The sequence below is a fragment of the Pseudoalteromonas arctica A 37-1-2 genome (assembly GCF_000238395.3).
GTDB lineage: Bacteria > Pseudomonadota > Gammaproteobacteria > Enterobacterales > Alteromonadaceae > Pseudoalteromonas > Pseudoalteromonas arctica.
The window spans coordinates 2,122,900-2,147,267 of the sequence record NZ_CP011025.1; the positions used below are offsets into that span (position 1 = coordinate 2,122,900).

Sequence of the window (24,368 nt, forward strand, 5' to 3'; positions counted from 1 at the left end):
TACTTTCACTTCTCGTCTTTTCATTAGTTATCTTATACTTGGTTAGCGCAAAAGTGCATGCCGTTGATGCTGTATGGCCGTCAAAAACGACATACAAATATGCAAACGTAAACGGTAAAAAAATATTTTACCGAGAAGCTGGCACGCAACATAAGCAAACCATTGTACTTTTACATGGATATCCGTCCTCTTCACACAGCTACCGAGAATTGATCCCGCTTTTATCAGGTCGTTATCATGTAATTGCACCCGATTATTTAGGCTCAGGATACAGCGAACGCCCAAACCCAGAAACTCAAAAATATACTTTTGAATTACTAGCTCAATACGTTGAAGGGTTACTCACAACGCTTAAAGTAAAGCGCTACAGCCTATATATACAAGACTTTGGAGCACCTGTAGGCTTTAGAATGTTGTTAAATAATCCTAATAAACTTGATGCACTTATTGTACAAAATGGTAATGCGTATTTAGAGGGGCTAACCCTACTGAGGCAAGCATTTTTTAAAGCCGCGAATGAAGATAGTTCGAAAGCTCAGCAAGATAAAATTTATTCGTTCACGTCTGAACAAGCCATTATTAATAAGCAGTATTTACGAGACGTACAAAGTAACCCAGAAGTGATGAGCCCAGATAGCTGGACGCACGATCTTCACTTTTTACAAACCAAAGCCGATAGAGTAATTCAAGTACAATTGCTACAAGATTACTACAACAACCTTCTCGACTATCCAAAGTGGCAAGCTTATTTACGCAAGTACCAACCACCAACGTTAATTGTATGGGGTAAAAACGACCCAGCATTCATAGCCGAAGGCGCTAAAGCATACTTAAAAGATGTACCGAACGCTGAACTCTATTTACTCGATTCAGGGCACTTTAGCGTTGAAGAAAAACCAGTAGAAATTGCAAAGTACATTATCGACTTTATGAATAAGCTAGCTCAATAGTAAGCCTTTTATTTTGGTTTAGTATTTATAGCGAACATAAAAAAACGCTGAGGGTATAAACCATCAGCGCTTTATTAAGCTCAAGCTAAATCCACAAAAATCACATTTAATATGGATAAGTTATACTTTTATGTATTTAACCTTCTTCTTCAATAAGCGACTCTAGTAGGTCGTGTATTTCAGCTTTAAGCTCTTTGTCTTCAATTTTATTGGCGCTGACTTTAGCATTTTGAAGGTTTTTAATAGCTTCATCTTTTTGGCCAAGCTCAAGCTGTAATGTAGCCATTGAAAAAGAAACCGACGACATGTGATCTTTGTTATTAATCGCAATCGACTTTTCTAATGCTTTTTCGTAAGTAGTAATTGCCTCTTCTAACTCTTCGGTAAAATCAGCTAAAGTTTCCCATTGTACAGGGTGATCTTTTGGGGTGTTTTCGTTTTCAATACAAATAGCTTTTAATTGAGCAAATAACGACTCAAACTTTTCACGGTTATTTTTGTTAGCCGCCGCCATTAAATCTTCTGCTAGATCATGTACCGCTTTATATACTTTTGTATTCATCATCACTGGTTATCCTTTAATGCAGCTAAACTCATTTACTCACTCAATTTAGCTAAAATGTATCATTACAGTCATTATAAAACGTATTTAAACAACTGATTTATTTAATTTGGTGTATAGCGTAATAATACATTAATAATGAACATCGCGTAGGCGTTAAACACTCTGAGATTAAACTTTATCGCAATTACTCTTGGTAAACTTACACGCTGAATAAACTTGCAACCCAATCCAACGTAAAAATGGTCGTAAAGACTTTAAGTGCAATGACAACTAAAAATAATAGGATGATTGCCACTTTAGCTTTGCTACTTTTAAGATTGTTCCAATACAATAGCTTTGCATTAAATTCTGTTTTTAACTTAGTGACAGCCTCCTTCATAATAACGCCCTGCTTAGGTATCTGCGCTCAGCAACATTTAACAATCACACAGTTGCTCAAGCGGGGTTTGTAATATTTTTCGCTACCTTTAGAGTAAACCATTAAATAAAGCCTGTACTATATAAAATGTAACAAAGGGTTTTAACTTAAGTTATTGTATCTAACTATTGTTTACACACCCAAAAATTAAAGGATGGGTAAATTCAGTAGAGCGTTAATAATAAATTTGGTGCTACACTAATAACTAACTTAAACTCGTTAACAGCCAACCAAATTAGCAAATTATGAAAGAATGCAACCAGTGTGGTAAATGCTGTATTAAATATGGCGGCGGCGATTTAAGCGCAACGAAAGAGGAAATAGATTTATGGGAGCTCTTTAACCCCGAAATTTATGAATACGTTAAAAACAACGAAATTTGGTTTGACCCTAAAACAGGCTTAAGACTTCAAGTGTGCCCATTTTTAGAAATTGCGCCTAAAAAAGATCCTCTCGCTAAAAATATGTATACCTGCAGTATTTACCTCGACCGCCCAGAGGACTGTCGCCACTACCCAAGCCTCATTCCTGAAATGATCAGAGACGAATGCGAAATGATTGAACCTATCGACATAAAAAATCAAACCAGGGCTCAACATAAACTAGATATACTTATGATTGATAGTCGGTAACTCTCTTATAAACTGCAACAGGTTATTGGTTATTTTTTTATTTTTAAATAAGAGTAAAAGTGTATACCAACAACCTATAGCCACAACAATAGAGCCAAAGCAAATTACAAATAAGGGTATTATAGGCTCATTCCATCCCATTGGAATAATTATAATAAATGGAGTTACGCTCGCTAAAAGAACCATAGGTAAATTAAAAACATTAAATTTTTTTAATAAAATTGATATTGGTACCCCATAAACAAGTAGTGCGGGATAAACATAAAATAAGCTTCCGCCAACCATTAAGGCATCTGTTTTCTTTTCGGCCAATAGCACAAGTAAATATAATACACATAAAGATCAATCACTAATGCATACGAATTATGCCATCTATTTTTAAAATTTAATAAGACTTCTGTGATAATTAAAGATTGTCTATGAATTTAAAAAGCGGACGCATAACAACTAAGGCCACTAATAATTAGTGACCTTGCTTTTTATATCATAACAAATAGTTAGTTTTTTAAATTAAATATCATCACTGTACTCAAACGCTTGGAGCGTCACGCTGCTAACAAATCCGCCATCATCAGGATATGTAACTAATATTGTATTATTGGTTTTTAACAGCTCGTTTGGTACTTCGATTTCTAGCATACTAAATACTTGTGGGCGAAATACTTGCTCATCACCGGCATAATCGGTTGGTACAGTAACTAAAGTGTCATTTACTTTAACGATAGGTTGTTGAGCTAAATCATGCTCTCTACCAAAACTTAAACGCAATATACCTTTACCATATTCACTTATTTTTACATCGTTAATGTTAAATTTAAGCGCTGTATTGGCTTTAATTGCCTGTTTGTAGGTTGTTGCATAGTATTTATGCTCGTCAGACTCAGCAATAATTTTTATATTGTCGCTGAACGTATATTCAATAATTACTGTGGCTTCTGCGCCTATGTTAATGCTTTTTGGTAACTCATTTTTTACACCAATATTTTGTGATGTTGTTGTAAGTGTTGGCTCACCATTAGCAAAGTGCAAGTGCTTAATTTTAATGTTATTAATCGGATTGCTTGGTAGCTCTATTAAATTTAGCAAGGCGCTATTAGCACTTGTTTCTAAATTACTGATAATTACATATGCTTTGTTATTGTTTACATAACTATCTACTAGTAAGTCGGCTTCGTTTGATTCAGTATTAACACGTGTGCCATTTACATCTGACCACAATTGATAAAATTTAATAATGTCGGTGAATACATATTCATCGCCTGTTTCACCTGTTTTTTCGTCATTGTGGCGTAGTAAGCGCCAAGCATAATCGCGTCCCTCATTACCACTCCACTCTGCTTTTGCTAAACTAAATGGAATGGCTTTAAGTATGAGATTAGGTTTAGCCATAAATTGCATCATCATAGGGCTAAACGATTTCATAGTTTGCCAGTCATTTATTGCAGTCCATGGCGTTGCTTCTGTTTTATGGTCACGCCCGCCGTATTCCGAAATCATGAAAGGTTTTACCTTACCTAGTTTAAGCTTTTCGTATTGCTCCATCATATCCATAGTGGCTTCTATACGGGCTCCTTTAAAGTTAGCAACGCCTTTATCGCGGTTTAAGTAGCCAAAGTCGTAAAGGTGAATCGAAAAATAATCCATGTATTCACCGCTGGTATCTAAAAATAGCTTCATTCGCTCATCCCAACGATTAAAATTGTTATCGTCAAACCATGGAAAAGCAGTGGTGTACCCACCAATCTTAATACTTGTATTAACTTTTCGTATGCCTTGGGCTACTTCGTTATGAAAAATAAATGTATCGATAGGCTTACCGTGATGTACATCAACAAGTTCGTAAAGTGGCTCATTAAGTATTTCAAGGTATTGTGGGGGTACTGGGCCTTTGTTCGGTCCTTGGTTGTCATTTCGATAAAATTCATTTACAAAATTTCCCATATATTGACCCACGGCATCGGTATTAGCAAAGCTCCATTCGCCTTTGCCTTCATGATTACCAATCCAAAACTGATTAATTTGCCCGCCTATCATTACGTGGGCTCTATTGTCGTATTTATGAAGCTTCGACAACGTTTTACCATAATAATCTTCGCGAGCAGTTTTGCCATAAGCAGCGATACTCTCAGGGCTTGCGTACCCTAGATTATTTGGGTTCTGCTCAACTTGAGTCGCGTAATACGGCATAGAACCGTTATCACGACCAAAGTACACATCAAGGTCGTTAAGTAAGTAGTCGAGCTTATCTTCTTCCCCCTTCCAATCGGTTGTTGTTAGCATCGAATGCATAACAATATATTTGCTTCTATCAAAGGTTGATAGGCCGTCAATACTTCGCTTTACGTTTAAATTTACGGATACTTCTGGCTGTGCGACTAAATTGCTTGATGCAGTACATGCAAATGCAATTAAAAGTGAGCTAATGACTTTCATGGGTTATCTCCTTATTTTAATTGTGTGTGAGTTTTGCTTTCTAATTGAGCAAAAAAGATCATAGTTTTAGCTACATGTTCGTGCCAATACTCCCAGCAATGGGTGCCTGCAAAAATATCGAACGTATGAGGAACATTTTCATCAACTAGCTTTTTTGCAAGCGCAGTATTAGCACTAAAAAGTACATCGTCTTTTCCGCAATCAAATCGCAGTGGCGGTAATGTCTTTTTATTCGCGCTCAATGTTTTAAACACGTCGCCTTTGTACTTATCAGTGGTTTTTTTTAGTGGCTTTAGAGTGTGTTCATCAACAAAGTGATTAAAGTCGTCAAGCTCAGTAATTGATGAATGCGCTGATATACCGCTAAAAATAGTTGGATGCTTTGCACCTAAACATAATGCTCCATACCCTCCCATTGAAAGGCCCGTAATATAAATATTTGATGAGCTCGAGCACATTGGTTGAGTTTGAATAACAGCGCTAATCACATCATCAACTATCCATGCTTCATAATCTGCATTTTTAAGTGGCAAATACCCGCTGCCCTCGGCGTGCGCGCCATCTGATGGCATCACTAATACAAACTCGTTAAGGCCACTGCTACGAAGCTGCTGATACACTTTATGTACGCCCCCTAGCTGGCTCCACACCCAGTGGCTACCATACACACCATGCAGTAATACAATCATAGGTACATTTTTATTACTGGTTGCTTCTTGGTAAATGCTTATATCACCTCGCCCTTTTAAGTGGCTGCTATACGCGGTTAGCGTTACAAAGTTATCAGCGGTGTAGCTGCTATTTGATATTTCTAAACGATGAATTGCCATTTTATACTCCTTTAATCATCAAACACGACGACACCTTTAGCGATACGCCCTGCTAGCATGTCGTCAAAGCCTGTTTGTAACTCATCTAACGAGTAAGTTTTTGTGACTAGCTCATCGAGCTTGAGCTTTTTTGCGTCATAAAGGTCTAGTATTTGAGCAAAGTCGCGCTTAGGATTACATTGCCCGTAGAGCGGATTTATATAAATTTTATCCCATTCAAATAGTTCGCAATCAAAATCTATTTTTTGCTCAATGCCACTCACTTGCACCGCAACGCCCGCGCTGCGTATTAATGCTAATGGCGCTGAACCAAGTGCCGGCACTGCTGTACACTCAAAGGCATAATCGGCTCCGCGACTATTTGTTAGCGCTTTAACTTCGTTTATCATGTGAACTAAATCAGGGTCATACTTTTTAGCAAGTACGGTATGTGTAGCACCAAATGCTTTAGCTTGTGTTAATCGCTCCGGTGACAAATCAATTGCTATTATTTTAGCGGCGCCTGAAATTGCAGCCCCTTGTATTGCATTTAGTCCTACGCCTCCACAGCCTAATACGGCCACTGAAGAACCTGCTTTTACTTTAGCTGCATTAACTACTGATCCATAACCGGTCATTACGCCGCAACCAACAATACTTGCACTTGGAAAAGGAATGTCACTGTGTATTTTTATAACTGCAGCAGCCTTAACGACGGTGTATTCGCTCATCGTACCTAAATGAAATGAGCGCTCTAAGCTATTGCCATTATGCTCACACGCTTGTTTACCTGCGTGCCCGCATAAACCATTGCCCGTTACGGGGCTATTTACTTCACAAATGTGTAAATTACCCTCTTGGCACTGGAAACACTCACCACACGGAATTGCCCAATTTAGTATTACTTTATCGCCGATAGTAAATTCCGTTATACCTTCGCCCAACTCAACAACGGTTCCTGCGCCTTCATGACCAATGATAAATTTTTTATTCCACGTTTTAATTGAATCCCAATCTGTATGACAAATACCTGAGGCTTTTATTTTAATTTTTACTTCGCCAGCACTTGGTTTTCCGACATTAACGGTATCGAAGAAAAAACCGCCTTTTCCATCTGCAATTGCAGCTTTTGCCTTGTACATGTAGACTCCTAAGTCTCTAAATATAAGTATTATGTTATGAAGCAACCGACAATTTACTGTGAACCGTTTTGTATAAAAGACGGTTACGATTTCGAAATTCATCATGTAAGTTATCTTCAGCACGATAGCTATTCATGTTTTATGCACTTTCATCAGGTGCATGAATTTATATTTTTTGAACAAATTGACGGCACTTATTTTTATCATCAAGGTGAATCGATTCTTTCTGATTTTGAGGCCGTTTTTACACCCGCTATGGAAACCCACGACTTTGCTTTAAATCCGCGCCCTAAATCTTGGTATATTGTGCAATTTATGCCTGAACGCCTTAATAATCAGGCCTTACAAGAATTTATAGAATTACTAAAAACTGGTTTGCATTTAAGCTTTAGCATTGAAATACAAAAAAGGATTCATAAGTTGCTCGCTTGGATGCTTAGCGAATTTAACGAAAATCCTAAAAGTAAAACCTGTGCTCAACTGTTTGATAGCTTAATCACTATGGTGTGCGAATATGGTAAAAGCAGTTTATCTAAGCAGCAAACGTCATTAAGTAGCTCAGCAAGTTTTAAAAAGCTTGCTCCGGTAATTAATGAGCTTAAAACAAATAACGGCCTTAACCTGTCACTTGAGCAAGCCGCAGCCCTTTGCCATTTATCACCTTCGTATTTTTCAAGGGTATTTAAAAAGCACTTTAGAGAGCCTTATTCCGACTACCTGATTCAGCACAAGTTATATAATGCCGCACGGTTACTCGGGCAAAGTGATGTTTCGGTGACTGATATATCTTACGATTTAAGCTTTTCTAGCCCGTCGTATTTTATTAAGCAGTTTAAACATCACTTTAAAGTGACTCCGCATCAGTATCGACAGCAGTTACGCCTGAAATAACTGAGGCTTTGCAAGTGCTATAGTCAAATTGTTCAATACCTGTTTGTTTACCTTTAAACCTTGCTTAATAGCCTGTGTGCCAAGTACATAGGCCTTTGCATAATTAACAGCTTCCACACAAAGCAGTGTGTCGTTATTAAAGTACCAAAGTGAAAATTGACCGGGAGCTTCTTGGCGCTTAATAATCTCGTTATAGCCTTGTGATAAACCTACTATTTGTAATTTATATTCGTATTGATCTGACCAAAACCAAGGGAGTGCAGGAGCTGACGTATTATTTTTAGCTAAAAACTGCGCAGCAACTTTAGCTTGGTCAACTGCGTTTTGTACCGACTCAAGTCTGATCCAACGATTATAAATTTTATTAAAATGAATAGTGCAATCACCAATTGAGTAGATATCAGGGTGTGATGTTTGGCATACGTCATTTACTTTTATGCCTTGATCAACCACCAGCTCAGCATCTGTTGCAAGTTGTGTATTTAGCCTTACACCTACGCCAATTAAAATAAAATCGGCGGGATACTCACTACCATCACTACATTGCACATAATGTTTATTGTTTGTGTGCTTAATTTGTACAATATCTTTTGCTGTTTGCAGGTCTACCCCCTTCGCTTTGTGTAAATCAGTTAAAAAGTCAGACATAGCAGATGATGTGACTCGCGATAGTATTTTTTCTTGTTTTTCGATAACCGTTACTTTAGCGCCAAGTGCAATAAAGGATGACGCCGATTCAAGGCCGATATAACCTCCACCAATAATCACCACTTCTTTGTTAGTGCTTGCACTTAGCGCTTTTTTTATTGCTACGGCATCACTATGTGTTCGCATTGCGAAATATTGAGAGGTGCCATATTCATCTACAGTTTCACTAAGGCCTGTAATTGGAGGAATAAAAGCTGAGCAACCGGTTGCGATTACTAATTTATCAAATGCTAGATGCTTATTATTTTCAAGAGTAACTATTTTGTTATCTTTATTAATTGCAGTAACACGCTTACCTAAACATAAATCTATATGGCTATCTGTGTAGGATTTTTGCACCTTTAAAGGTATTGATTTTACCTCTAACGATTGCAGCGTTTTTTTAGACAGCGGTGGCCTGTGATATGGCAGTTCAGGATCGCTATCGAGTAATGTAATTTTACCCAGCCAACCTTGCTGGCGTAAGTTAAATGCAAAGTTAACGCCGCCATGGCTTGCACCAATAATAACAACGCTTTGCTGCAGTGAGTTTGGCTCTAATTGTGTGTTTTGCATAATGCTGTACCCGCTTTTAATTGGCTACTCTGAAGGTCATGCCATCAATATTTTCAGACACCTCAATTTGGCAACATAAACGGCTGTATTGCGTTACGTTATCGTCCAGCTCTAGCATGTCGCTTTCTATCTCATCGGGTGTGCCTACTTTTTTAAAGTCATCCGGTGTTAAGTAAATATGACACGTTGCACACGAACATACACCGCCGCAATCACCATCAATACCAGCAACACCATTTGCTGATGCCAGTTCCATTAGCGAGCCACTGTCGCCTTCTACTTCAACTGCATCGTTTGTTTTGGTTATAAATATTACTTTCGCCATCGTATTAATCCTCTACTTTTACTTGTTACTATATTTATTTAACTATTTTCTACGGTGTTTTTATTTTGATTTAAAGCTAACGTGCAGACTGTTAAAGCCAACCTTTCTTGAAAACTCACCGAGTTTTTCAATATTTTCATCTGCTTTTATTGCCTCTATTTGAGCAACTTTATTAGCAAGCGATAACACTAGTTGACGTAAAATTTGGCGGGCATGCGTTGCGCCCAAACAATTGTGATGGCTAAAACCAAAACTAATATGCGGGTTAACTTTTCGATCGAAGTCGACATTGTTAGGGTTTTTGAATACCTTTTCATCGCGATTAGCCGACGCCCAACATAACGAAACTCGTGTGTCGGCTTTTATAGCGTGCTCACATACACTTGTGTCTTGCGTAGCGACACGGCCCATTTGCGTAAGCGGCGAAAAATAGCGAATTAGTTCTTCTACGGCCCTGTTTAATATTTCAGGCTCATCATCAATACGCTTTAAATCGCTGATGTTTTCGCTAAAGTAGGCAATAGAGTTTGTGATCGCGTTTATAACGGTGTCGCGCCCCCCTGCAAAGGTGAGGATCATCACACCTTTTACTTCTTCTTTACTCAGCTTTTTACCGTTCGCCTGTGAATTTAAAAGCACTGAATATAAATCATCACCCGGGATTGCAATGGCGTTTTCTATTTGCTCATCAATGTAGTTGTATAGAATATTGGCTTTATCGCCATCAAGGTCACTGTCTTCACTTCTAAATACATGAGTACCCCAATCTATCCATGTTTGTGCTTTATCCATTGAGGTATTAAGTAACAGCGTTAACGCTTTAGATTGAAGTGGTAAAGCAAATTGTGACACCACATCAAACGACTCTGCTTTAAAGGCGTTTTCAATAGTTTCATCAATAATGGTTTGTAAACGCGCTTGGTAACATTCATCTAATGGGCGTTTAAACCAAGGGTTTAATAATTCACGAAAGCCACCGTGCTGAGGAGGGTCTACTTCAAACGGAATTTGGCGTGTTTCACGTATTGCCACTTCTGATGGAATTACAATACGTCCAGGTTTAGCACCCGATTGAAAAACAGCACAATTATGCGCTGCTTTTCGTACATCTTTTAAGCCTAAGATCATATTTACAGGATCGTTTTGGTCATCCATTTGACCCATTCCTGTTACTTTTCGTTGCTGTGCAAACGCATCGGGAAACTCGCTAATACCAGTTACTTTTGACATCATAATGAAACCTAATTTCTATTATTAATCTATTTTTGTTACACCATTTTAATCGCAACTTTATTATACAAATACACGGATTTTGCTTAAAAATGGTAATTTGATGCTCTTTATTGCTATTTTAAATATAAAAAAGCCAGCAATTAAAGCTGGCTTTTGACGGAGTTGTGAGAGCCCCTAACTAATTAATTTAAAATCTAGGTAATGAAGCTATTTTCGGTGTGAATTGCAACCAACAGTTTTACAGCAGACTAAGCAATTTGGGTTTGTGTAAAAAAATCAATATTTGCAATGGCAATAACTATTTACCTTTATAAAAGCGTCCACAAAATCAGTACTCATAAATTAAAACTTATGACAAAGAGATTATCATTCATTCCTTGATAAATAATTTCTACACTGAATTTGTGGACACACAACAACTCTTTTCTTTTATTACTAATTTTTCTAGTTACGACTGTTTAATTAAATGTGTTCTCATTAGTTGAGGGTCAAATTCTACACCCGTCCCAATTATATCTGGCGCGCACGCTTGCCCATTTTCAAGCTTTAAAGGACGTGTTGTATATTCATCTATAGGGAATGAATGAACTTCTAAAAAACCAGCGTGAGGCTGAGATGCCAACAGTGATACATGTAGTTCATGCATGCCATGGCTACAAATAGGTAAATTATGGGTATATGCCATACTCGCTACATGTAACCACCCTGTTATGCCACCAATATTTGATGCATCTGGTTGTAAAAAACCTAATTTAGCTTGGTCAATCGCATAGCCAAATTCGTGCAATGTATGTAAATTCTCACCCATTGCAAGCGGTATCGAAGTAGCTTGCGCTATACGAGCAAAGCCTTTGTAATCATCAGGTATGGTAGGTTCTTCAAACCAAGTAATGTCGTATTTTTCAATTGATTTGGCAAAACGAATAGCTTGCTCGACACTCATTGAATAATTAGCATCTACCATAAGCGTTTTATCTTCGCCAATTAGATCTCTTACTGCGGCTACGCGTTCTATGTCTTCTTTAAAGTTGGGTTTACCTACTTTAATTTTTACTGCATTAAAACCACGCTGCAGGTAACCACCTATATTATTAAGCAGCTTTTCTTGGCTAAAGTTTAAATCTATTCCACCTGCATAACATTTTGTTTGATTACAGCTACCGCCCGCGACTTGCCATAATGGCGCGTTTAAACGCTTACATTTAATATCCCACAGCGCTATATCGACTGCAGATATGGCAAAACTAAGTAAACCACCACGGCCAACATAATGAAGTTCCCACTGTAATTTGTCCCAAATTGCCATGATAGACATTGAACTTTGTCCAATTAGACCAGGCTTAATTTCATCGTTAAGAAGTGAATAAATTGCACGACCACCTTTACCGCCAGTGTAGGTATACCCCATCCCCTCATAACCATCATGAGTTATAATATGCAGTGTAATAACTTCAAAGTGAGTGTGATCACCGTGCTTCGCATCACTTAGCACTTCAGCTAACGGAATTTGGTAATACTCGACTTTTACACTTTTAATTGTTTGTGATGATACTTTCATTAAGCCACCGAATTAGTTTACATAACACTGTTCATTGTTAACAATCTACAACAGCTGGTGATCGTTGTAAAGTCTATCTCGTTAAATAAAACGAAATTAACTTAGTTAAATATTAATGCATTCGTGTTTTAGTTTATGAAACCCCACACGTTATCACTGTGTTTAAAAAGGTTTGAAATTAGCTATAGAAAAAGCGAAGTTATTTTAAATCAAGTGCAAGTAGTTGCGTATGCGCTGTTATATAAACGCGATTTTGTGATTGATTAAACGTTAAATTAGCACTAATATTTGGCATTTCAATTTGAGCTAATAGCTCAGCGTTTTTATTAAACAGCCATAACCCGTTAGGTCCAGTTGCAAAAATAACCCCACTTTTATGTACCTTTAAACCATCCGGTAAACCTTTGTCGTGCTTAGTTACTGATGGTAATTCATAAAATAATGATTTACTTATCACTGCCCCACTATCGTTTAAATGATACTGATACCATGCGGGTTTATTTGCATTGGATGCTGCTACATATAAGGTTTTATTATCAGCTGATAATGCGACCCCATTAGGATAAATAAGATCACGATCTAGCAAGGTAAGCTCCCCTGTATTTTTAAGTGAGTATACTCCCTGAAAATTAAGCTCTTTACTTTCGTCATCTAATTGATTGGGCAAACCATAGGGGGGATCGCTAAAATAAAGCGTGCCGTCGTCATTAAAAGCACCATCATTAGGGCTGTTAAATTTTTGCGTATTGAAATGACTAACTATGTGTAAGTATTTTGATTTAGGCACACTCAATGATGCCTTCATTTTTGATATTACACGTGAGCGCGATTGTAAAAGCACAAGCTCATTTTGCTTATTCACAATTAAACCGTTTGAATAGCCGCTGTGTGCTAAATACAAACTTGCTCCTTTGCCTGGAGTGTATTTATATACCTGATGATTAGGTATATCAGAATATAATAAATACCCTCCTTGGTTGATCCAAACAGGCCCCTCTAGCCAAGTATAACCCGAGGCGAGGGTTTTAACATGGCTATTTAAGTTAAGCACTTCAAGCGCTTGCTCATTAAATATTTTGTAGGGGCCTTGCTCGAATAAAAGTGTGTTACTTTGCTTAGCAGATACACCCAAACATAAAACACACAATGCGCTTAGTATATATTTAATTTTTAGCATTGTTATACCTACGTTCATACAACGATTTATTCATGCTTTTAGCTGCATCTACAAGCGGTTTGTATGGAATATCAGCTACATTTACAAAGCCTACATTGTAGTTTTCACCATCGTATGCTCGTCCGGTTAGTGGAGAGTCGATGTATTGAAACCAATGCGCACCAACAAAATATGGGTTGTCTATAACGCTATTCATGTATTTTTTATATTTAGTACCACGCTCTTGCTGAGATTGAGTATGTATAAGTCCTGGATTTAATAAACCAGAATCAAGCGCACCATTATGAAATTCACCTATAATGCTTGGCATGTTTATATCTGATAAAAACGCCCAAAAATCTTCGTTTAATCCCTCCCGGTAATAGTTATAGCTCATCACATCTACATGCGCGGCAGCGGCGGCTCTTATTTCAGGCGTCATACCCCAATCGGCAAAACGTGCCCCCATATTTAACTGATTTGGAAGGTGTTTAGCAATAGCCGCGTCTACCACGGCAAAATACTGATTAGCGTAATGAAATAACATAGTAGATAAATCTTCATTCGTTTGCTCGTTAAACTGCGTAAGTGCGACGCCTGCAGCAAACTCATCCCATGAGGCAAGGCGTATATTCCATGCTTCATTCAGTTTGCTAATTTTGCTGTACTTATTTTTCATTAAGGTAACAAATTGTGCTTTAGTCGGGCTATTTTGGGCGTTATTTTTAAGTGTATTAATAGCAATACCATAACGTGCGGCGTCAGAATTCATCATGCCCCAGCTTTTTTCGTTATCAATAAATACACCAACACACCAAGGGCTGTTTTTAACTTGTTGGGCTACTTTTGCAAGCGTTACATCAGCGCGCTCAACAAATAAGGAATCAAATGGGTCAGGTAATGGGCTCCAGTAGTCGTTGCCACTGCTTACCGTTTTAAAATTACCAATGATCCACGCATTAGCAAAATAAGGTAATTTATTAGTATGGTAATAATCTTCTTCTATCCAATTACCAAATGAAGTAAAACCCCATGAAAGCATGCGTTTCACTGTGGTGTTTTGCCACTGTTTCATTAAATTGTTATTATTGTTGGTTTGATATTTTCGCTGTAAATTAGCGCGATAAAAGCTAAACGTTTCACCTCTTTTAATTGCACCACTGTGAACTTCGCGCCTATAGCCGTAATTATCTGCTAAAGGGTTATTTTGCTCGGGTAACCAGTTAAACATATCAGCTCTAAGTGCTGAGCTTTTATAGCGTGTTGGCCACGCTGACTCTGGGGCTGGGTTTAACCCAAGAGAATCCTCTGGTGTTAAATCACCAGCTTCACGCTGTTTGATATAGCTTTGATCAAAATCGTAACCGGTTATGGTTGAAGTATTTGCCATACGAACGTTATCAATGCCGGTTGAAAAAAACAGATAACCTTCTGGGTCGACTAAACTCCATTTCCCTTTGTATTTTTCGGTTCTAAAATATCCCGTTGCCTTTAATTGTGGGCCGTTTTTCCAGCCACTATATTTAGAACGTCCTTTCATTGGTGAGTTTTGTAAGTTAATTTGCTCTTTTTGAGAAATAACTTGTAGCTGCTCTGTTGAAGATACTTTGTTGGTAAAGTCTAATTTTGCATTTTGCCCAAATTTATCAACTAACCCTTTAAGATAGTGAGTATCAAAATTAGCTGGTTTGATTAAGCGAACGTTATCTATTAAAAAACGTTTATCCTCAAGTAATCCCTTTACTCCAAATGATACTTTAACAATGCTACTTACATCGATATTTTTTTGTCCGCCTCTATAAACTATTGGCGTATAACTGCTCTTCCAACTTGGTGGGTTTGAGCGAATACCTGAATTAACATTCAAATTTACGCCTTTTAATTCTATATAATACGTGTTTTGAGACTGAGCAGGCACAACAACACTTCGAGTTTGAAATTGTCCCGACTTGTCTATTGTCTTTATGTATAGGTGAGTAGAAACCTCATCAGGGTTTTGTATATCAAGTGCAAGGGCAAAGTTTCCTGTTGCTTGCCAATCCCATCCTTTTGGATTAATGAATTCAAAATCACTTTCTACATTAGATTTAGATTTTAATGTAACCGCTAGTTTATGGTTTCCACCTTCCTTTATTAATGTACTAAAGCCATTAATTGTATTTATATATTGGCTGTAATTATCCTGTTCAAAATCAAAAATTATATGCTCTTTTTTTAATGGAGTGGCCCCTTTAGTTGAATCTTGATCTGAAGCTTTCGCATTGTGACACCCTGCAAGTACCGATAAACAAAAAAACGAGGATGCTAATTTTACACTATAAGGATTGAGAAACATGTTGGCCTACTATTGTGCGTGTTTAAATGTGTACTTTTGAGCAATAATTGATAGCTAAAAAGCGTTAAAACTACACAAGATAATTACACAAACGACTATATAAAACAATTAACTGTTAACAATGCAATGGATTTTAGAAGTGTTTTATAATAGAGGGAGCTATTAAAAAATATAAATTATAGGTAAAAAACATAAAATTCAATACTTTAAACACTACTCTCCATAATCATTAGCAGATATTCTTTGAGGGTACTACGAGTAGATTTGTTACAGTAAAGTAGAGTTAATGCCAGATTAACTTCTATTGTAAAGCAAACAGTTTATCGGCACTTTTAGTGGTTTGAACGCAAAACACAAAGTTATACTATAACATTGTTGATTCGTTAATTTTGCGGTGTTATATTATATCACAACATAATAACCACGAACCAATATATCCATGACAAAGTTAACATTAATCTCCTCTGCTATTTTTTCTGTTTTATGTTCTCAATCAGCTTTGGCTGCAACCCTTACTGGTAAAGTAATGGATGATAAAAATCAACCTATTAAAAATGCCTCTATCCATGTCCATGGCAAAAACCAAAGCGTTAAAAGTAATGATTTAGGCGAGTTTGCTATAGATATAGATGCAAACAGCCAATTACATATTAGTAAAGACAACTACATCGACTCTCGTATTGCTGTTACCGAATCTTCAAATAATCTGTCTGTGTCACTTAAACCAACATCGGTTGAAACAGTTGTTGTTTATGCCTCTGCACTTCATAAGAACAGCCTAGAAATGATATCGCCAGTAAGCGTGCTCTCAGGTGATGAATTAAGAAATAAATCTAAACCAACACTTGGCGAAACTCTTAAAGGTTTACCAGGCGTAAATGCAAGTTACTTTGGCCCTGTATCATCAAGCCCAATTATTCGTGGTTTAGATGGCCCTCGCGTTAAAATTACACAAAATGGATTAGATGCCAGCGATGCGTCGCGTATTGGCCCAGACCACGCGACATCAAGCGACAGCCTAGCGGCAGAGCAAATTGAAGTGTTGCGCGGTCCAAGTACCCTACTTTATGGCTCTGGTGCAATTGGTGGCGTTGTAAACGTGGTTGATAACCGTATTCCTACTAGCAATATCGACGAGCTTACAGGCGCTGCTGAATACAGCCACGATACGGTGTCAAATTCAAACACCGTAGCAGCAAAACTTGAAACAGGTAATGAAGGCTTTAACTTTCATTTTGATGGTACTAAGCGCAGCGGCGATGATTACCAAACACCGACCTTTACTATTGCCGACGATGATGGCGATGTTGAAACCGAAAGCTCGGTAGAAAATACTTTTATTGATAGCGAAACACTCAACTTTGGTACCAGCTATGTTGGCGATCACTTAACGATTGGTTTTTCTTACGGTAACATTGATACTGATTACGGTATTCCTGGGCATGAGCATCATCACGATCACGAAGGTGAAACTGAAGAAGAGCATGCAGAACATGAAGATGAAGCTGCTGAAGAGCCAGTTTACGCACATTTAGAGCAAGACCGCTGGCAAGGGCTTGTAAGTTACGCTCTTCATAATAACTGGATTGAAACCATCAACCTACGTGTTGGCTATACAGATTATTCACACAGCGAAATTGAAGATGGCGAAATTGGTACTACTTTTAAAAATAAAACGACTGAAGCACGTTTAAATGTAGAGCATAAGTTTGCTGATTGGCACGGAATGATGGGCTATCACTACAGCGATTCTGACTACGATGCAATTGGTGAAGAAGCATTTACACCCGCGAGTGTAACTACAACTAACGCATTATATTTACTAGAAGAGCGTGAATTTGGCGACGTGACAATAGAGCTTGGTGCACGTGTAGAAGATTACAAAATTGAAAGCCAAATCACGGCACACGAACATAGCCACGATGAAGTAGAAATAGATCATAGCGACGAAGAAACTATTGGATACAATAAAAGCTTTACCAATTTAAGCGCCTCTGCCGGTGCCATTTGGCAGTACAAGCCGGGTCATAGTATTGCGACAAGTATTTCTCATTCAGAACGAGCACCACTTTCGGCAGAGCTTTTATCAAATGGTTTACACATTGCAACTGGCACTTATGAGCTAGGTCTTGGTTACAACATTGAAGATAATGAAGCGCATTTTGAGCCAGAAAATATCAAGCAAGAAACTTCAACAAACCTAGATTTAAGCTTTAGGCGTTTTAGCGGTGATTTTGGTTACACCGTTAACTTTTTCTATAACGATATTAAAAACTTTTATTTCCAAGAAAATACGGGTTTAGTTTACGATGAAGAAGATGGTTTAGAATCAGCTATTGGTGCACATGACGATGCTGTTGCGGTTTATCAGTTTACAAGTAAAGACGCAGAGCTTTATGGAATTGAGTTTGACGCACATTACCAAGTAACCCCAAGCGCTATGGTTAAAGTATTTGGTGACTCAACTCGTGCAAAACTAAAAGACGACGAAGGCAATTTACCGCGCATCCCTGCCAATAAATTAGGCTCTGAGTTACAGTACGATTTAGGTGACTTACAACTAACACTGACGGGTACTCATTACTTTGATCAAAACGATGTAACTGCATTTGAAACAAAAACGGACGGCTATACGTTATTTGATGCACAAGCTAATTACCAATTAGGTTTAGGCAGTGTAGATGCACAGCTTTATATAAACGTGGATAACATTACTGATGAGTTAGGCTTTGTGCATAGCTCATTTATTAAAGATAAAGCCCCACTACCTGGCAGAAACTTCCGCTTTGGTGTTCGTGGTTATTTTTAATAATTAAAAATAGTTTTTAGTTTATATATTTACAAACCGCATTTTATTAATGCGGTTTTTTTATTTTTAGAATATATAATATCAACACGCAGTTATACTTAATCGATTTGAAGGATTAAACCTGATGCTAACTGCGTTAAGAATTTCTGATATACGACTGCATGGATGCAGGAGGTAGAGCAATGCAAGAGCAATTAGTGGTAACAACTAAACAACGAAATTTTTGCCTTGTTACCGACACAATTTTCTTAGCGAAAAATAGATCACTTAATTAAGCTAATTGGTATAAAACTCTTAAATTACAAACACAAAAAAGCCGTATTCAAATTGAATACGGCTTTTTACACTTTTAAATTAAAATTTATTTAATTTAAGAAATGATTTCGTGTAGCTCAACGTCAAATACAAGCGTTGAGAAAGGTGCGATTGCAGCACCTGCGCCACGTTCACCATAAGCAAGCTCATGAGGAACGTAGATACGCCATTTAGTACCTACAGGCATCATTTGTAATGCTTCAGTCCAGCCTTTGATCACGCCACCAACTGGAAATTCAGCTGGTTGACCGCGCTCGTATGAGCTATCAAACACAGTACCGTTAATAAGTGTACCGTGGTAATCAACACGTACTGTAGACTCAGCTGTTGGCTTTTCGCCTTCGCCAGTTGCTAGTACTTCGTATTGAAGACCAGACTCAGTTACTGTGATTTCAGGACGTTTTGCGTTTTCTTCTAAGAATGAAATACCTTCTGCAGAAAGTACTTTAGACTCTTCTTCACGACGAGCTTGAATCTCTTCGTTTATTTTTTCAAATGCAGCTTGGATCTCTGGGATCTCAACTTGAAATGCGCTACCAGCGTACGCATCTTTCATGCCTTCAAATACTGAATTTAGGTTTAAGCCTTCAAAAGGATTAGACTTAAGTTGCTCACCCATTTGTAAGCCAATACCGTAACTTGCTTTTTCAGCATCTGTAGTAAAATTATCTGACATAATGTGTTTTTCACGTTTTGTTAGTTAAAAGACGCGACTATGCTATCACAAAATAAACCGCGTTTGGGGCTAGTTTTTGCTGAGTTTTAGCTTAATTAGGCCAACAATATAACTACAAAGCGGCAAACTGAATAAAATTCCAACAAGTAGAGGCATTGTTAGTAATCCTGATTCGCCAAACAGTAAAAATGGCACTACAAGCAGCCCTATACAACCAATAAAAACAGAGCCAATAACTGGCCAATGCTTATCGTATTTGGTAATAAGATGGGCAGCTAAAACATTAAAACCAACACCATAAATTAAAGCGGTAATTAATGGATACTCTGGTTGAGCATCTATAGCCATTTTTACTAATAAGCTAATAGCACTTTGATAGCAGTAACCAAATACAGTCCATAATAAAAGATGTTTTATTAATTTCTGCGAGGTTGGTAGGTTTGTTGCTTTAGTCATTTAGAAACTCCACAAAGCAAAAAACCGCCCATAAGGCGGTTTTTTTTAAATAATGGTGGAGAGATAGGGATTTGAACCCTAGATGGGCTATAAACCCATGCCGGTTTTCAAGACCGGTGCATTCGACCACTCTGCCATCTCTCCGCACGGCGCGAATAATATGGCTAAATACATAACTTGTAAAGAGCTAAATAGAAATTAATATAAAATATTAACATATTGGATAAAATAGACCCACTTTGTTCTTTTGTTAAGCTCTTCACTTTAATAAAAGTGTAGTTAATAGACTAAAGTTAAACACATTAATAATATTGTTTAGGTCTACGTGCAATCCAAGAGCAGATTAAACAAGCCAGTATACTCAGTGCGGTAAAGGTAACGCCTTGAAAAATTAAATCGAATCGATTTAAATCATCACTTGGTACTACAACAAACATAAAAGCTGGTAGCACACTAAGCGATAAAACGTAGCAGCATACTTTAAATGCACGCCCAAAGTCGAAACGTTTGGACTGGTGCATCCACCATGTTAACAACACAAGCATACCCATCGCTGAACCGGCTATAAAGTGTGATGCATTTGTGCTCATTGCAACATACAGTGTTACAAAAGCACCAATGATTCCCCAAATTGACCATGCTAGCCAATTCTCTTTTTCACGTAAAAATAAATTTCCCATAGTTTTCGTCTTCTTTATCGTTATTTTTATTAAGACTTTCCATAATGTATCAAAAAACAACCGATTAAAAAACAAACTGAAGAAGATTTAGTAAATTTAGTGCTTCCAAGCGCTTCTTACAGCCAAGCCATTAACTTTTGAATAATACTCTTTGTAACCTTAATGAATTATGACTATGTAAGTTGCGCAAAGTTCATACTATTTCACAAATTACTAAAATAGTTTTCTGGCTTATGGCGAGGCGACTTTTTACAATCGACTTCGGGTGTACCTATATATAAATACCCTACTATTTCATCTTGCTCATGTAAGTTAAGCGCTTTTTTAACCGCGCTACTTTGTGCAAAGTAGCCTGTGCGCCAAACACCGCCTAACCCTTGGGCAAATGCAGCTTGTTGCATCGCTAATACACTACAGCCTGCGCTTTGTACTTGTTCTATTCGAGGAACTTTTGGGTGTTCTTGATATTTAGCAATTGCTATTACAATCATAGGCGCACGAAGGGGAAGCTCTTTAGCACGGTTAATTACTTTTTCTTCTTGTTGCTCTGCCACTGCACTTTGATGGTAAATTTCACCCAGTTTATTGCGTGCATCACCTTGAGCAACAATGAACTGCCACGGTGCTATACAGCCATGATCAGGAACACGTAATGCTGCTTGCTTAATTATGTCGAGCTGCTCAGGCGTAGGGCCCGGCTCTGTTAGTTTAGAGTCTGATTGGCGGGTAAGTAAAAGCTCGATAGCGTTCATAACGATTCCTCAAAATTCAAAACGCTAGAGTAACATTTAAACCCTTAAAAAATAAATACCGAGAAATTAAAATGCAAAACGGCCGCAAAGGGTTAAGCTATGCGGCCGTTAGTAAAGTAGATTAAATACGTTATTCTTTTACAATATTTCGCCTTAACCAGTAATCTATACTAACAAAACGCCCACCGCCCATAAAAAACAAGCTAAGAAGCATAGCAAAATAAATTGCCGAAAATTCTATACCGTTGTTTAAAATAGACGGCTTGCCCTTTTCGTATAGATAATCAGGAAAACCGTGTTCTTCAACTAAGCCACGAATTTTACCTATTCGGTCTTGTACTTCTAGTGAGTTTTCAAGGCTTTCTTTAGCGCCCGGAATTGATAACCAATCGAGCACTTGCGCAGCACTTGTTTCTGGATTAGTTGGTGCTATTGCAAACCAACCATTATGCCAATGCACTGAGGTTGCAGCGACAACCATTGTGAACATAAGTGGGATACTGACCAAGCGAGTTAAAAGGCCAAGTAATAAAAACCAACCTCCTAAAAATTCACTCCAGCCAGCTAAAAAAGCTAGTAAGTCAGGAAACGGTAATCCTAAACCCCATTCATTATTACCAAACCATTGAACTACATCTGGAGATGCTAAAAAGTTATCAAAGAAACCTTCTGTCTCACCGCTTATAGCAAGTTTGTTATAACCTGCAATGATCATAACAGGGGCTAAAATCAAGCGAAATAGCAATGCAGGTAAACCATCTAAAAATGATAGTTTACCCAATATTGCATCATAAAGATTGGTTAGTTTGTTCATGCGTATCCTGTGTGTTCACTGTTTATTAAGTTATAGACTATAAACAGCAAAGACCGCATGAATTGATAAACTATTTCAATTTATTTACAAAGGTTAAATACTTCTAGCGACCTGAAGAGCTTCAAAAATAGCGCGTTTAGCATCAATAGCAGCAGCTAGTTTAGCTCCGCCTATAACATGTACCTTTGCGTTATCTGTGTAATTTTCTAGCACTTCGTTGTTAGAAACCTGACCAATACAGGCAATAACCGTGTCTACTGGCAGTACTTGAGTTTCACCAGCAACATTAATAGTTAGTCCGCTTTTATCAAAGCTTTGGTATTGGCAATCAGCAATTTGCTTAACGCCATGCTGCTTAGCAACTTGGCGATGTATCCAACCCGTTGTTTTACCAAGCTCGCTACCAAAACGACCCGCACTGCGTTTTAACATATACAATTGACGTTCATCTTTATGAGGTTGGGCTTCACACTCAATCCCCCATTGCGTTTTAAACTCGCTAATAGTTTGCGATTTATGTTCGCTTAAAAACGCAACCATATCAAAACCTATACCACCGGCACCTAAAATAGCAATTGATTTACCCAACTCTACTTCGCCGCGTATAACTTCGTCATAAGCAAATACACGCTTATCATCGCTACACTTAATAGAGGCTTCACGCGGCCTAACGCCAGTTGCAAATACGATGTCATCATAGCTTTTAAGCATTGAATCGTCATAAGCTTTACCAAGCTCTACAGTTACTTTTAATCGATCAAGCTCATTAGTGAAGTAAGTAAGAGTATGGTTAAAGTCTTCTTTGCCCGGTATTTGCATAGCTAAATTAAATTGGCCACCCATTTGCGGTTTTTGATCAATTAACGTGACGTTATGCCCTTTTTGAGCCAAGTAACAACTTGCCGATAAACCAGCAGGGCCTGCACCGACTACTAATACGTTTTTAGCTTTGGTTGCTTGCTCTAACGGGTAATCTAGCTCAAATGCAGCTTGTGGATTAACTAAACACGTAGCACGTTTATTTTTAAATACGTGATCTAGACAACCTTGGTTACACCCTATACAAATATTAATTTGCTTAGATTGATTATTTGCGTATTTATTAAAAAACTCTGGATCGGCAAGTAGCGGCCTTGCCATCGAAATTAAATCAGCCTCGCCTGCATTTAAAATATCGTTAGCTATTTCTGGGGTATTAATTCGGTTAACAGCAATAACTGGCACGCTCACCACGTCTTTTAAACGTTTTGATGCTTCTTTAAATGCACCTGGCGGCACCATACTCGCAATAGTCGGTACACGCGCTTCGTGCCAACCAATACCTGTGTTAAATATATCAACACCCGCTTTTTCAAGCTCGGTAGCTTGTATGACAACTTCCTCTGGTGTTGAACCGTTTGGGATTAAATCAATAACCGACAATCTAAAAATGATTAAGAATTGCTCAGATACTTTTGCTCTTACAGCTTTAACTATTTCAAGCGCAAGTCGCATTCTATTTTCTAGGCTGCCACCAAATTCATCTTCACGTTTATTGGTGTGCGGCGCCATAAACTCATTAATCAAATACCCTTCAGAACCCATAACTTCAACGCCATCGTAGCCAGCTTTTTCAGCCATATAGGCAGAGTGCGCAAAGTCTTTAATTGTTTTCTTAATCGAGCCAAGCGTCATCGCTTTAGGTTTATAAGGATTAATAGGTGCTTTTATTGCACTTGGTGCCTGATTGAATGGATGATACGCATAACGTCCAGCGTGTAATAATTGCAAACAAATTTTTCCGCCGTGTTTATGCACAGCATCTGTGTAAGCGCGGTGCTTAAATACATCGTAATAACTATTAAATGAAGATGAAATAGGTGTTAATTTGCCACGTAAATTAGGGCTGTATCCGCCCGTAATTAACATTGCGGTACCGCCTTTTGCACGTGCTTCATAAAATGCACGTAAGCGTTTGCGGTTATGCCATCCCTCTTCAAGGCCTGTATGCATTGAGCCCATCACTAAGCGGTTACGTAATTGTGTGTGTTTTAGTTGTAATTGTTGTTCTAACATCTTGTGCCCCGTTAACTGGTCTAACCTGTATACATTAGCTAATTCTGCTTTAATGGCAAGTAATAAGCAATATGTGCCTTCATTTAATTAAAAAAAGCCAT

The 24,368-nt window shown here is 37.9% G+C and carries 21 protein-coding genes and 1 tRNA gene; 4 read left to right on the forward strand and 18 right to left on the reverse strand.

All coding sequences use genetic code 11. The annotated features are described in order from the left end of the window. The first annotated feature begins 53 nt into the window (after window positions 1-53). Window positions 54-950: an alpha/beta fold hydrolase gene (locus PARC_RS09505; RefSeq protein ID WP_007586176.1), complete on the forward strand. Its 897-nt coding sequence runs from the start codon at window positions 54-56 to the stop codon at window positions 948-950. 136 nt (window positions 951-1,086) lie between these two features. On the opposite strand, the gene PARC_RS09510 is transcribed toward PARC_RS09505, so the two are convergent. Continuing rightward, window positions 1,087-1,515 carry a hypothetical protein gene (locus PARC_RS09510; protein WP_010554488.1) on the reverse strand — a complete coding sequence of 143 codons (429 nt, stop codon included), beginning with the start codon at window positions 1,513-1,515 and terminating at the stop codon, window positions 1,087-1,089. A gap of 663 nt (window positions 1,516-2,178) precedes the next feature. On the opposite strand from PARC_RS09510, the gene PARC_RS09520 reads away from it, so the two are divergent. Further along, a complete protein-coding gene (locus PARC_RS09520; protein ID WP_007586180.1) occupies window positions 2,179-2,565 on the forward strand; it encodes a YkgJ family cysteine cluster protein in 387 nt (128 codons plus the stop codon). On the opposite strand, the gene PARC_RS09525 is transcribed toward PARC_RS09520, so the two are convergent. The 4 genes from PARC_RS09525 to PARC_RS09540 all read right to left on the reverse strand — a co-directional run bounded on the left by PARC_RS09525 (window position 2,536) and on the right by PARC_RS09540 (window position 6,949). Next, window positions 2,536-2,877 (reverse strand): hypothetical protein, encoded by a 342-nt coding sequence (locus PARC_RS09525; protein WP_148664653.1) that lies wholly within the window; start codon window positions 2,875-2,877, stop codon window positions 2,536-2,538. The genes PARC_RS09520 and PARC_RS09525 overlap by 30 nt on opposite strands. 198 nt (window positions 2,878-3,075) lie before the next feature. After that, window positions 3,076-4,998: a hypothetical protein gene (locus PARC_RS09530; RefSeq protein WP_010554486.1), complete on the reverse strand. Its 1,923-nt coding sequence runs from the start codon at window positions 4,996-4,998 to the stop codon at window positions 3,076-3,078. Between the two features lie 11 nt (window positions 4,999-5,009). Then, entirely contained in the window at window positions 5,010-5,828 is an 819-nt protein-coding gene (locus tag PARC_RS09535) for an alpha/beta hydrolase (protein WP_010554485.1), read from the reverse strand. A gap of 11 nt (window positions 5,829-5,839) precedes the next feature. Then, window positions 5,840-6,949 carry a Zn-dependent alcohol dehydrogenase gene (locus tag PARC_RS09540; RefSeq protein WP_007586186.1) on the reverse strand — a complete coding sequence of 370 codons (1,110 nt, stop codon included), beginning with the start codon at window positions 6,947-6,949 and terminating at the stop codon, window positions 5,840-5,842. A 36-nt stretch (window positions 6,950-6,985) separates the two neighbouring features. On the opposite strand from PARC_RS09540, the gene PARC_RS09545 reads away from it, so the two are divergent. Next, window positions 6,986-7,840: a helix-turn-helix transcriptional regulator gene (locus PARC_RS09545; RefSeq protein ID WP_010554484.1), complete on the forward strand. Its 855-nt coding sequence runs from the start codon at window positions 6,986-6,988 to the stop codon at window positions 7,838-7,840. On the opposite strand, the gene PARC_RS09550 is transcribed toward PARC_RS09545, so the two are convergent. The 6 genes from PARC_RS09550 to PARC_RS09575 form a co-directional block, all read right to left on the reverse strand. After that, window positions 7,826-9,103 carry an NAD(P)/FAD-dependent oxidoreductase gene (locus PARC_RS09550; RefSeq protein ID WP_010554483.1) on the reverse strand — a complete coding sequence of 426 codons (1,278 nt, stop codon included), beginning with the start codon at window positions 9,101-9,103 and terminating at the stop codon, window positions 7,826-7,828. The genes PARC_RS09545 and PARC_RS09550 overlap by 15 nt on opposite strands. A 16-nt stretch (window positions 9,104-9,119) precedes the next feature. Then, window positions 9,120-9,428: a 2Fe-2S iron-sulfur cluster-binding protein gene (locus PARC_RS09555; protein WP_007586189.1), complete on the reverse strand. Its 309-nt coding sequence runs from the start codon at window positions 9,426-9,428 to the stop codon at window positions 9,120-9,122. A 60-nt stretch (window positions 9,429-9,488) separates the two neighbouring features. After that, window positions 9,489-10,661 carry a cytochrome P450 gene (locus PARC_RS09560; protein WP_033012906.1) on the reverse strand — a complete coding sequence of 391 codons (1,173 nt, stop codon included), beginning with the start codon at window positions 10,659-10,661 and terminating at the stop codon, window positions 9,489-9,491. Window positions 10,662-11,109: 448 nt separating this feature from the next. Continuing rightward, a complete protein-coding gene (locus tag PARC_RS09565; RefSeq protein WP_010554481.1) occupies window positions 11,110-12,219 on the reverse strand; it encodes a mandelate racemase/muconate lactonizing enzyme family protein in 1,110 nt (369 codons plus the stop codon). Window positions 12,220-12,418: 199 nt separating this feature from the next. Beyond that, on the reverse strand, window positions 12,419-13,396 hold the full coding sequence (locus tag PARC_RS09570) for an SMP-30/gluconolactonase/LRE family protein (RefSeq protein ID WP_010554480.1): 978 nt from the start codon (window positions 13,394-13,396) through the stop codon (window positions 12,419-12,421). Beyond that, a complete protein-coding gene (locus PARC_RS09575; RefSeq protein WP_010554479.1) occupies window positions 13,383-15,710 on the reverse strand; it encodes a hypothetical protein in 2,328 nt (775 codons plus the stop codon). The genes PARC_RS09570 and PARC_RS09575 overlap by 14 nt, the downstream gene beginning before the upstream one ends. Before the next feature lie 439 nt (window positions 15,711-16,149). Between PARC_RS09575 and PARC_RS09580 the strand changes: the two genes are divergently transcribed. Next, complete coding sequence (locus tag PARC_RS09580; RefSeq protein ID WP_010554478.1) at window positions 16,150-18,519, forward strand: TonB-dependent receptor; 2,370 nt, start codon at window positions 16,150-16,152, stop codon at window positions 18,517-18,519. 370 nt (window positions 18,520-18,889) lie between these two features. Here the strand turns inward: PARC_RS09580 and bamJ are convergent, their stop codons facing one another. The 7 genes from bamJ to PARC_RS09615 all read right to left on the reverse strand — a co-directional run bounded on the left by bamJ (window position 18,890) and on the right by PARC_RS09615 (window position 24,267). Further along, window positions 18,890-19,510 (reverse strand): BamJ family beta-barrel-assembly machinery protein, encoded by a 621-nt coding sequence (bamJ, locus tag PARC_RS09585; RefSeq protein WP_007586200.1) that lies wholly within the window; start codon window positions 19,508-19,510, stop codon window positions 18,890-18,892. A 69-nt stretch (window positions 19,511-19,579) separates the two neighbouring features. Beyond that, window positions 19,580-19,966, reverse strand: coding sequence for a hypothetical protein (locus tag PARC_RS09590; RefSeq protein ID WP_010554477.1), 387 nt, complete (start codon window positions 19,964-19,966; stop codon window positions 19,580-19,582). A gap of 53 nt (window positions 19,967-20,019) precedes the next feature. After that, a tRNA-Ser gene (locus tag PARC_RS09595) sits at window positions 20,020-20,110 on the reverse strand. A 158-nt stretch (window positions 20,111-20,268) separates the two neighbouring features. Beyond that, window positions 20,269-20,646 (reverse strand): hypothetical protein, encoded by a 378-nt coding sequence (locus tag PARC_RS09600; protein ID WP_007582705.1) that lies wholly within the window; start codon window positions 20,644-20,646, stop codon window positions 20,269-20,271. 203 nt (window positions 20,647-20,849) lie between these two features. Continuing rightward, the gene (locus PARC_RS09605) at window positions 20,850-21,398 is read right to left on the reverse strand and encodes an NAD(P)H nitroreductase (RefSeq protein WP_007582703.1); all 549 of its coding nucleotides are present in this window, start codon (window positions 21,396-21,398) and stop codon (window positions 20,850-20,852) included. 130 nt (window positions 21,399-21,528) lie between these two features. After that, window positions 21,529-22,212, reverse strand: coding sequence for an HvfX family Cu-binding RiPP maturation protein (locus tag PARC_RS09610; protein ID WP_007582701.1), 684 nt, complete (start codon window positions 22,210-22,212; stop codon window positions 21,529-21,531). Between the two features lie 93 nt (window positions 22,213-22,305). Further along, on the reverse strand, window positions 22,306-24,267 hold the full coding sequence (locus tag PARC_RS09615) for an oxidoreductase (RefSeq protein WP_010554476.1): 1,962 nt from the start codon (window positions 24,265-24,267) through the stop codon (window positions 22,306-22,308). Window positions 24,268-24,368 lie beyond the last annotated feature (101 nt).

Coding starts and splice junctions, on each gene's coding strand:
- PARC_RS09580 (WP_010554478.1), top strand. CDS start 16,150: ATGACAAAGTTAACATTAATCTCCTCTGCTATTTTTTCTGTTTTATGT.
- PARC_RS09555 (WP_007586189.1), bottom strand. CDS start 9,428: ATGGCGAAAGTAATATTTATAACCAAAACAAACGATGCAGTTGAAGTA.
- PARC_RS09510 (WP_010554488.1), bottom strand. CDS start 1,515: ATGATGAATACAAAAGTATATAAAGCGGTACATGATCTAGCAGAAGAT.
- PARC_RS09535 (WP_010554485.1), bottom strand. CDS start 5,828: ATGGCAATTCATCGTTTAGAAATATCAAATAGCAGCTACACCGCTGAT.
- PARC_RS09615 (WP_010554476.1), bottom strand. CDS start 24,267: ATGTTAGAACAACAATTACAACTAAAACACACACAATTACGTAACCGC.
- PARC_RS09570 (WP_010554480.1), bottom strand. CDS start 13,396: ATGCTAAAAATTAAATATATACTAAGCGCATTGTGTGTTTTATGTTTG.
- PARC_RS09565 (WP_010554481.1), bottom strand. CDS start 12,219: ATGAAAGTATCATCACAAACAATTAAAAGTGTAAAAGTCGAGTATTAC.
- PARC_RS09545 (WP_010554484.1), top strand. CDS start 6,986: ATGAAGCAACCGACAATTTACTGTGAACCGTTTTGTATAAAAGACGGT.
- PARC_RS09575 (WP_010554479.1), bottom strand. CDS start 15,710: ATGTTTCTCAATCCTTATAGTGTAAAATTAGCATCCTCGTTTTTTTGT.
- PARC_RS09520 (WP_007586180.1), top strand. CDS start 2,179: ATGAAAGAATGCAACCAGTGTGGTAAATGCTGTATTAAATATGGCGGC.
- PARC_RS09590 (WP_010554477.1), bottom strand. CDS start 19,966: ATGACTAAAGCAACAAACCTACCAACCTCGCAGAAATTAATAAAACAT.
- PARC_RS09600 (WP_007582705.1), bottom strand. CDS start 20,646: ATGGGAAATTTATTTTTACGTGAAAAAGAGAATTGGCTAGCATGGTCA.
- PARC_RS09605 (WP_007582703.1), bottom strand. CDS start 21,398: ATGAACGCTATCGAGCTTTTACTTACCCGCCAATCAGACTCTAAACTA.
- PARC_RS09560 (WP_033012906.1), bottom strand. CDS start 10,661: ATGATGTCAAAAGTAACTGGTATTAGCGAGTTTCCCGATGCGTTTGCA.
- PARC_RS09610 (WP_007582701.1), bottom strand. CDS start 22,212: ATGAACAAACTAACCAATCTTTATGATGCAATATTGGGTAAACTATCA.
- PARC_RS09550 (WP_010554483.1), bottom strand. CDS start 9,103: ATGCAAAACACACAATTAGAGCCAAACTCACTGCAGCAAAGCGTTGTT.
- PARC_RS09530 (WP_010554486.1), bottom strand. CDS start 4,998: ATGAAAGTCATTAGCTCACTTTTAATTGCATTTGCATGTACTGCATCA.
- bamJ (WP_007586200.1), bottom strand. CDS start 19,510: ATGTCAGATAATTTTACTACAGATGCTGAAAAAGCAAGTTACGGTATT.
- PARC_RS09540 (WP_007586186.1), bottom strand. CDS start 6,949: ATGTACAAGGCAAAAGCTGCAATTGCAGATGGAAAAGGCGGTTTTTTC.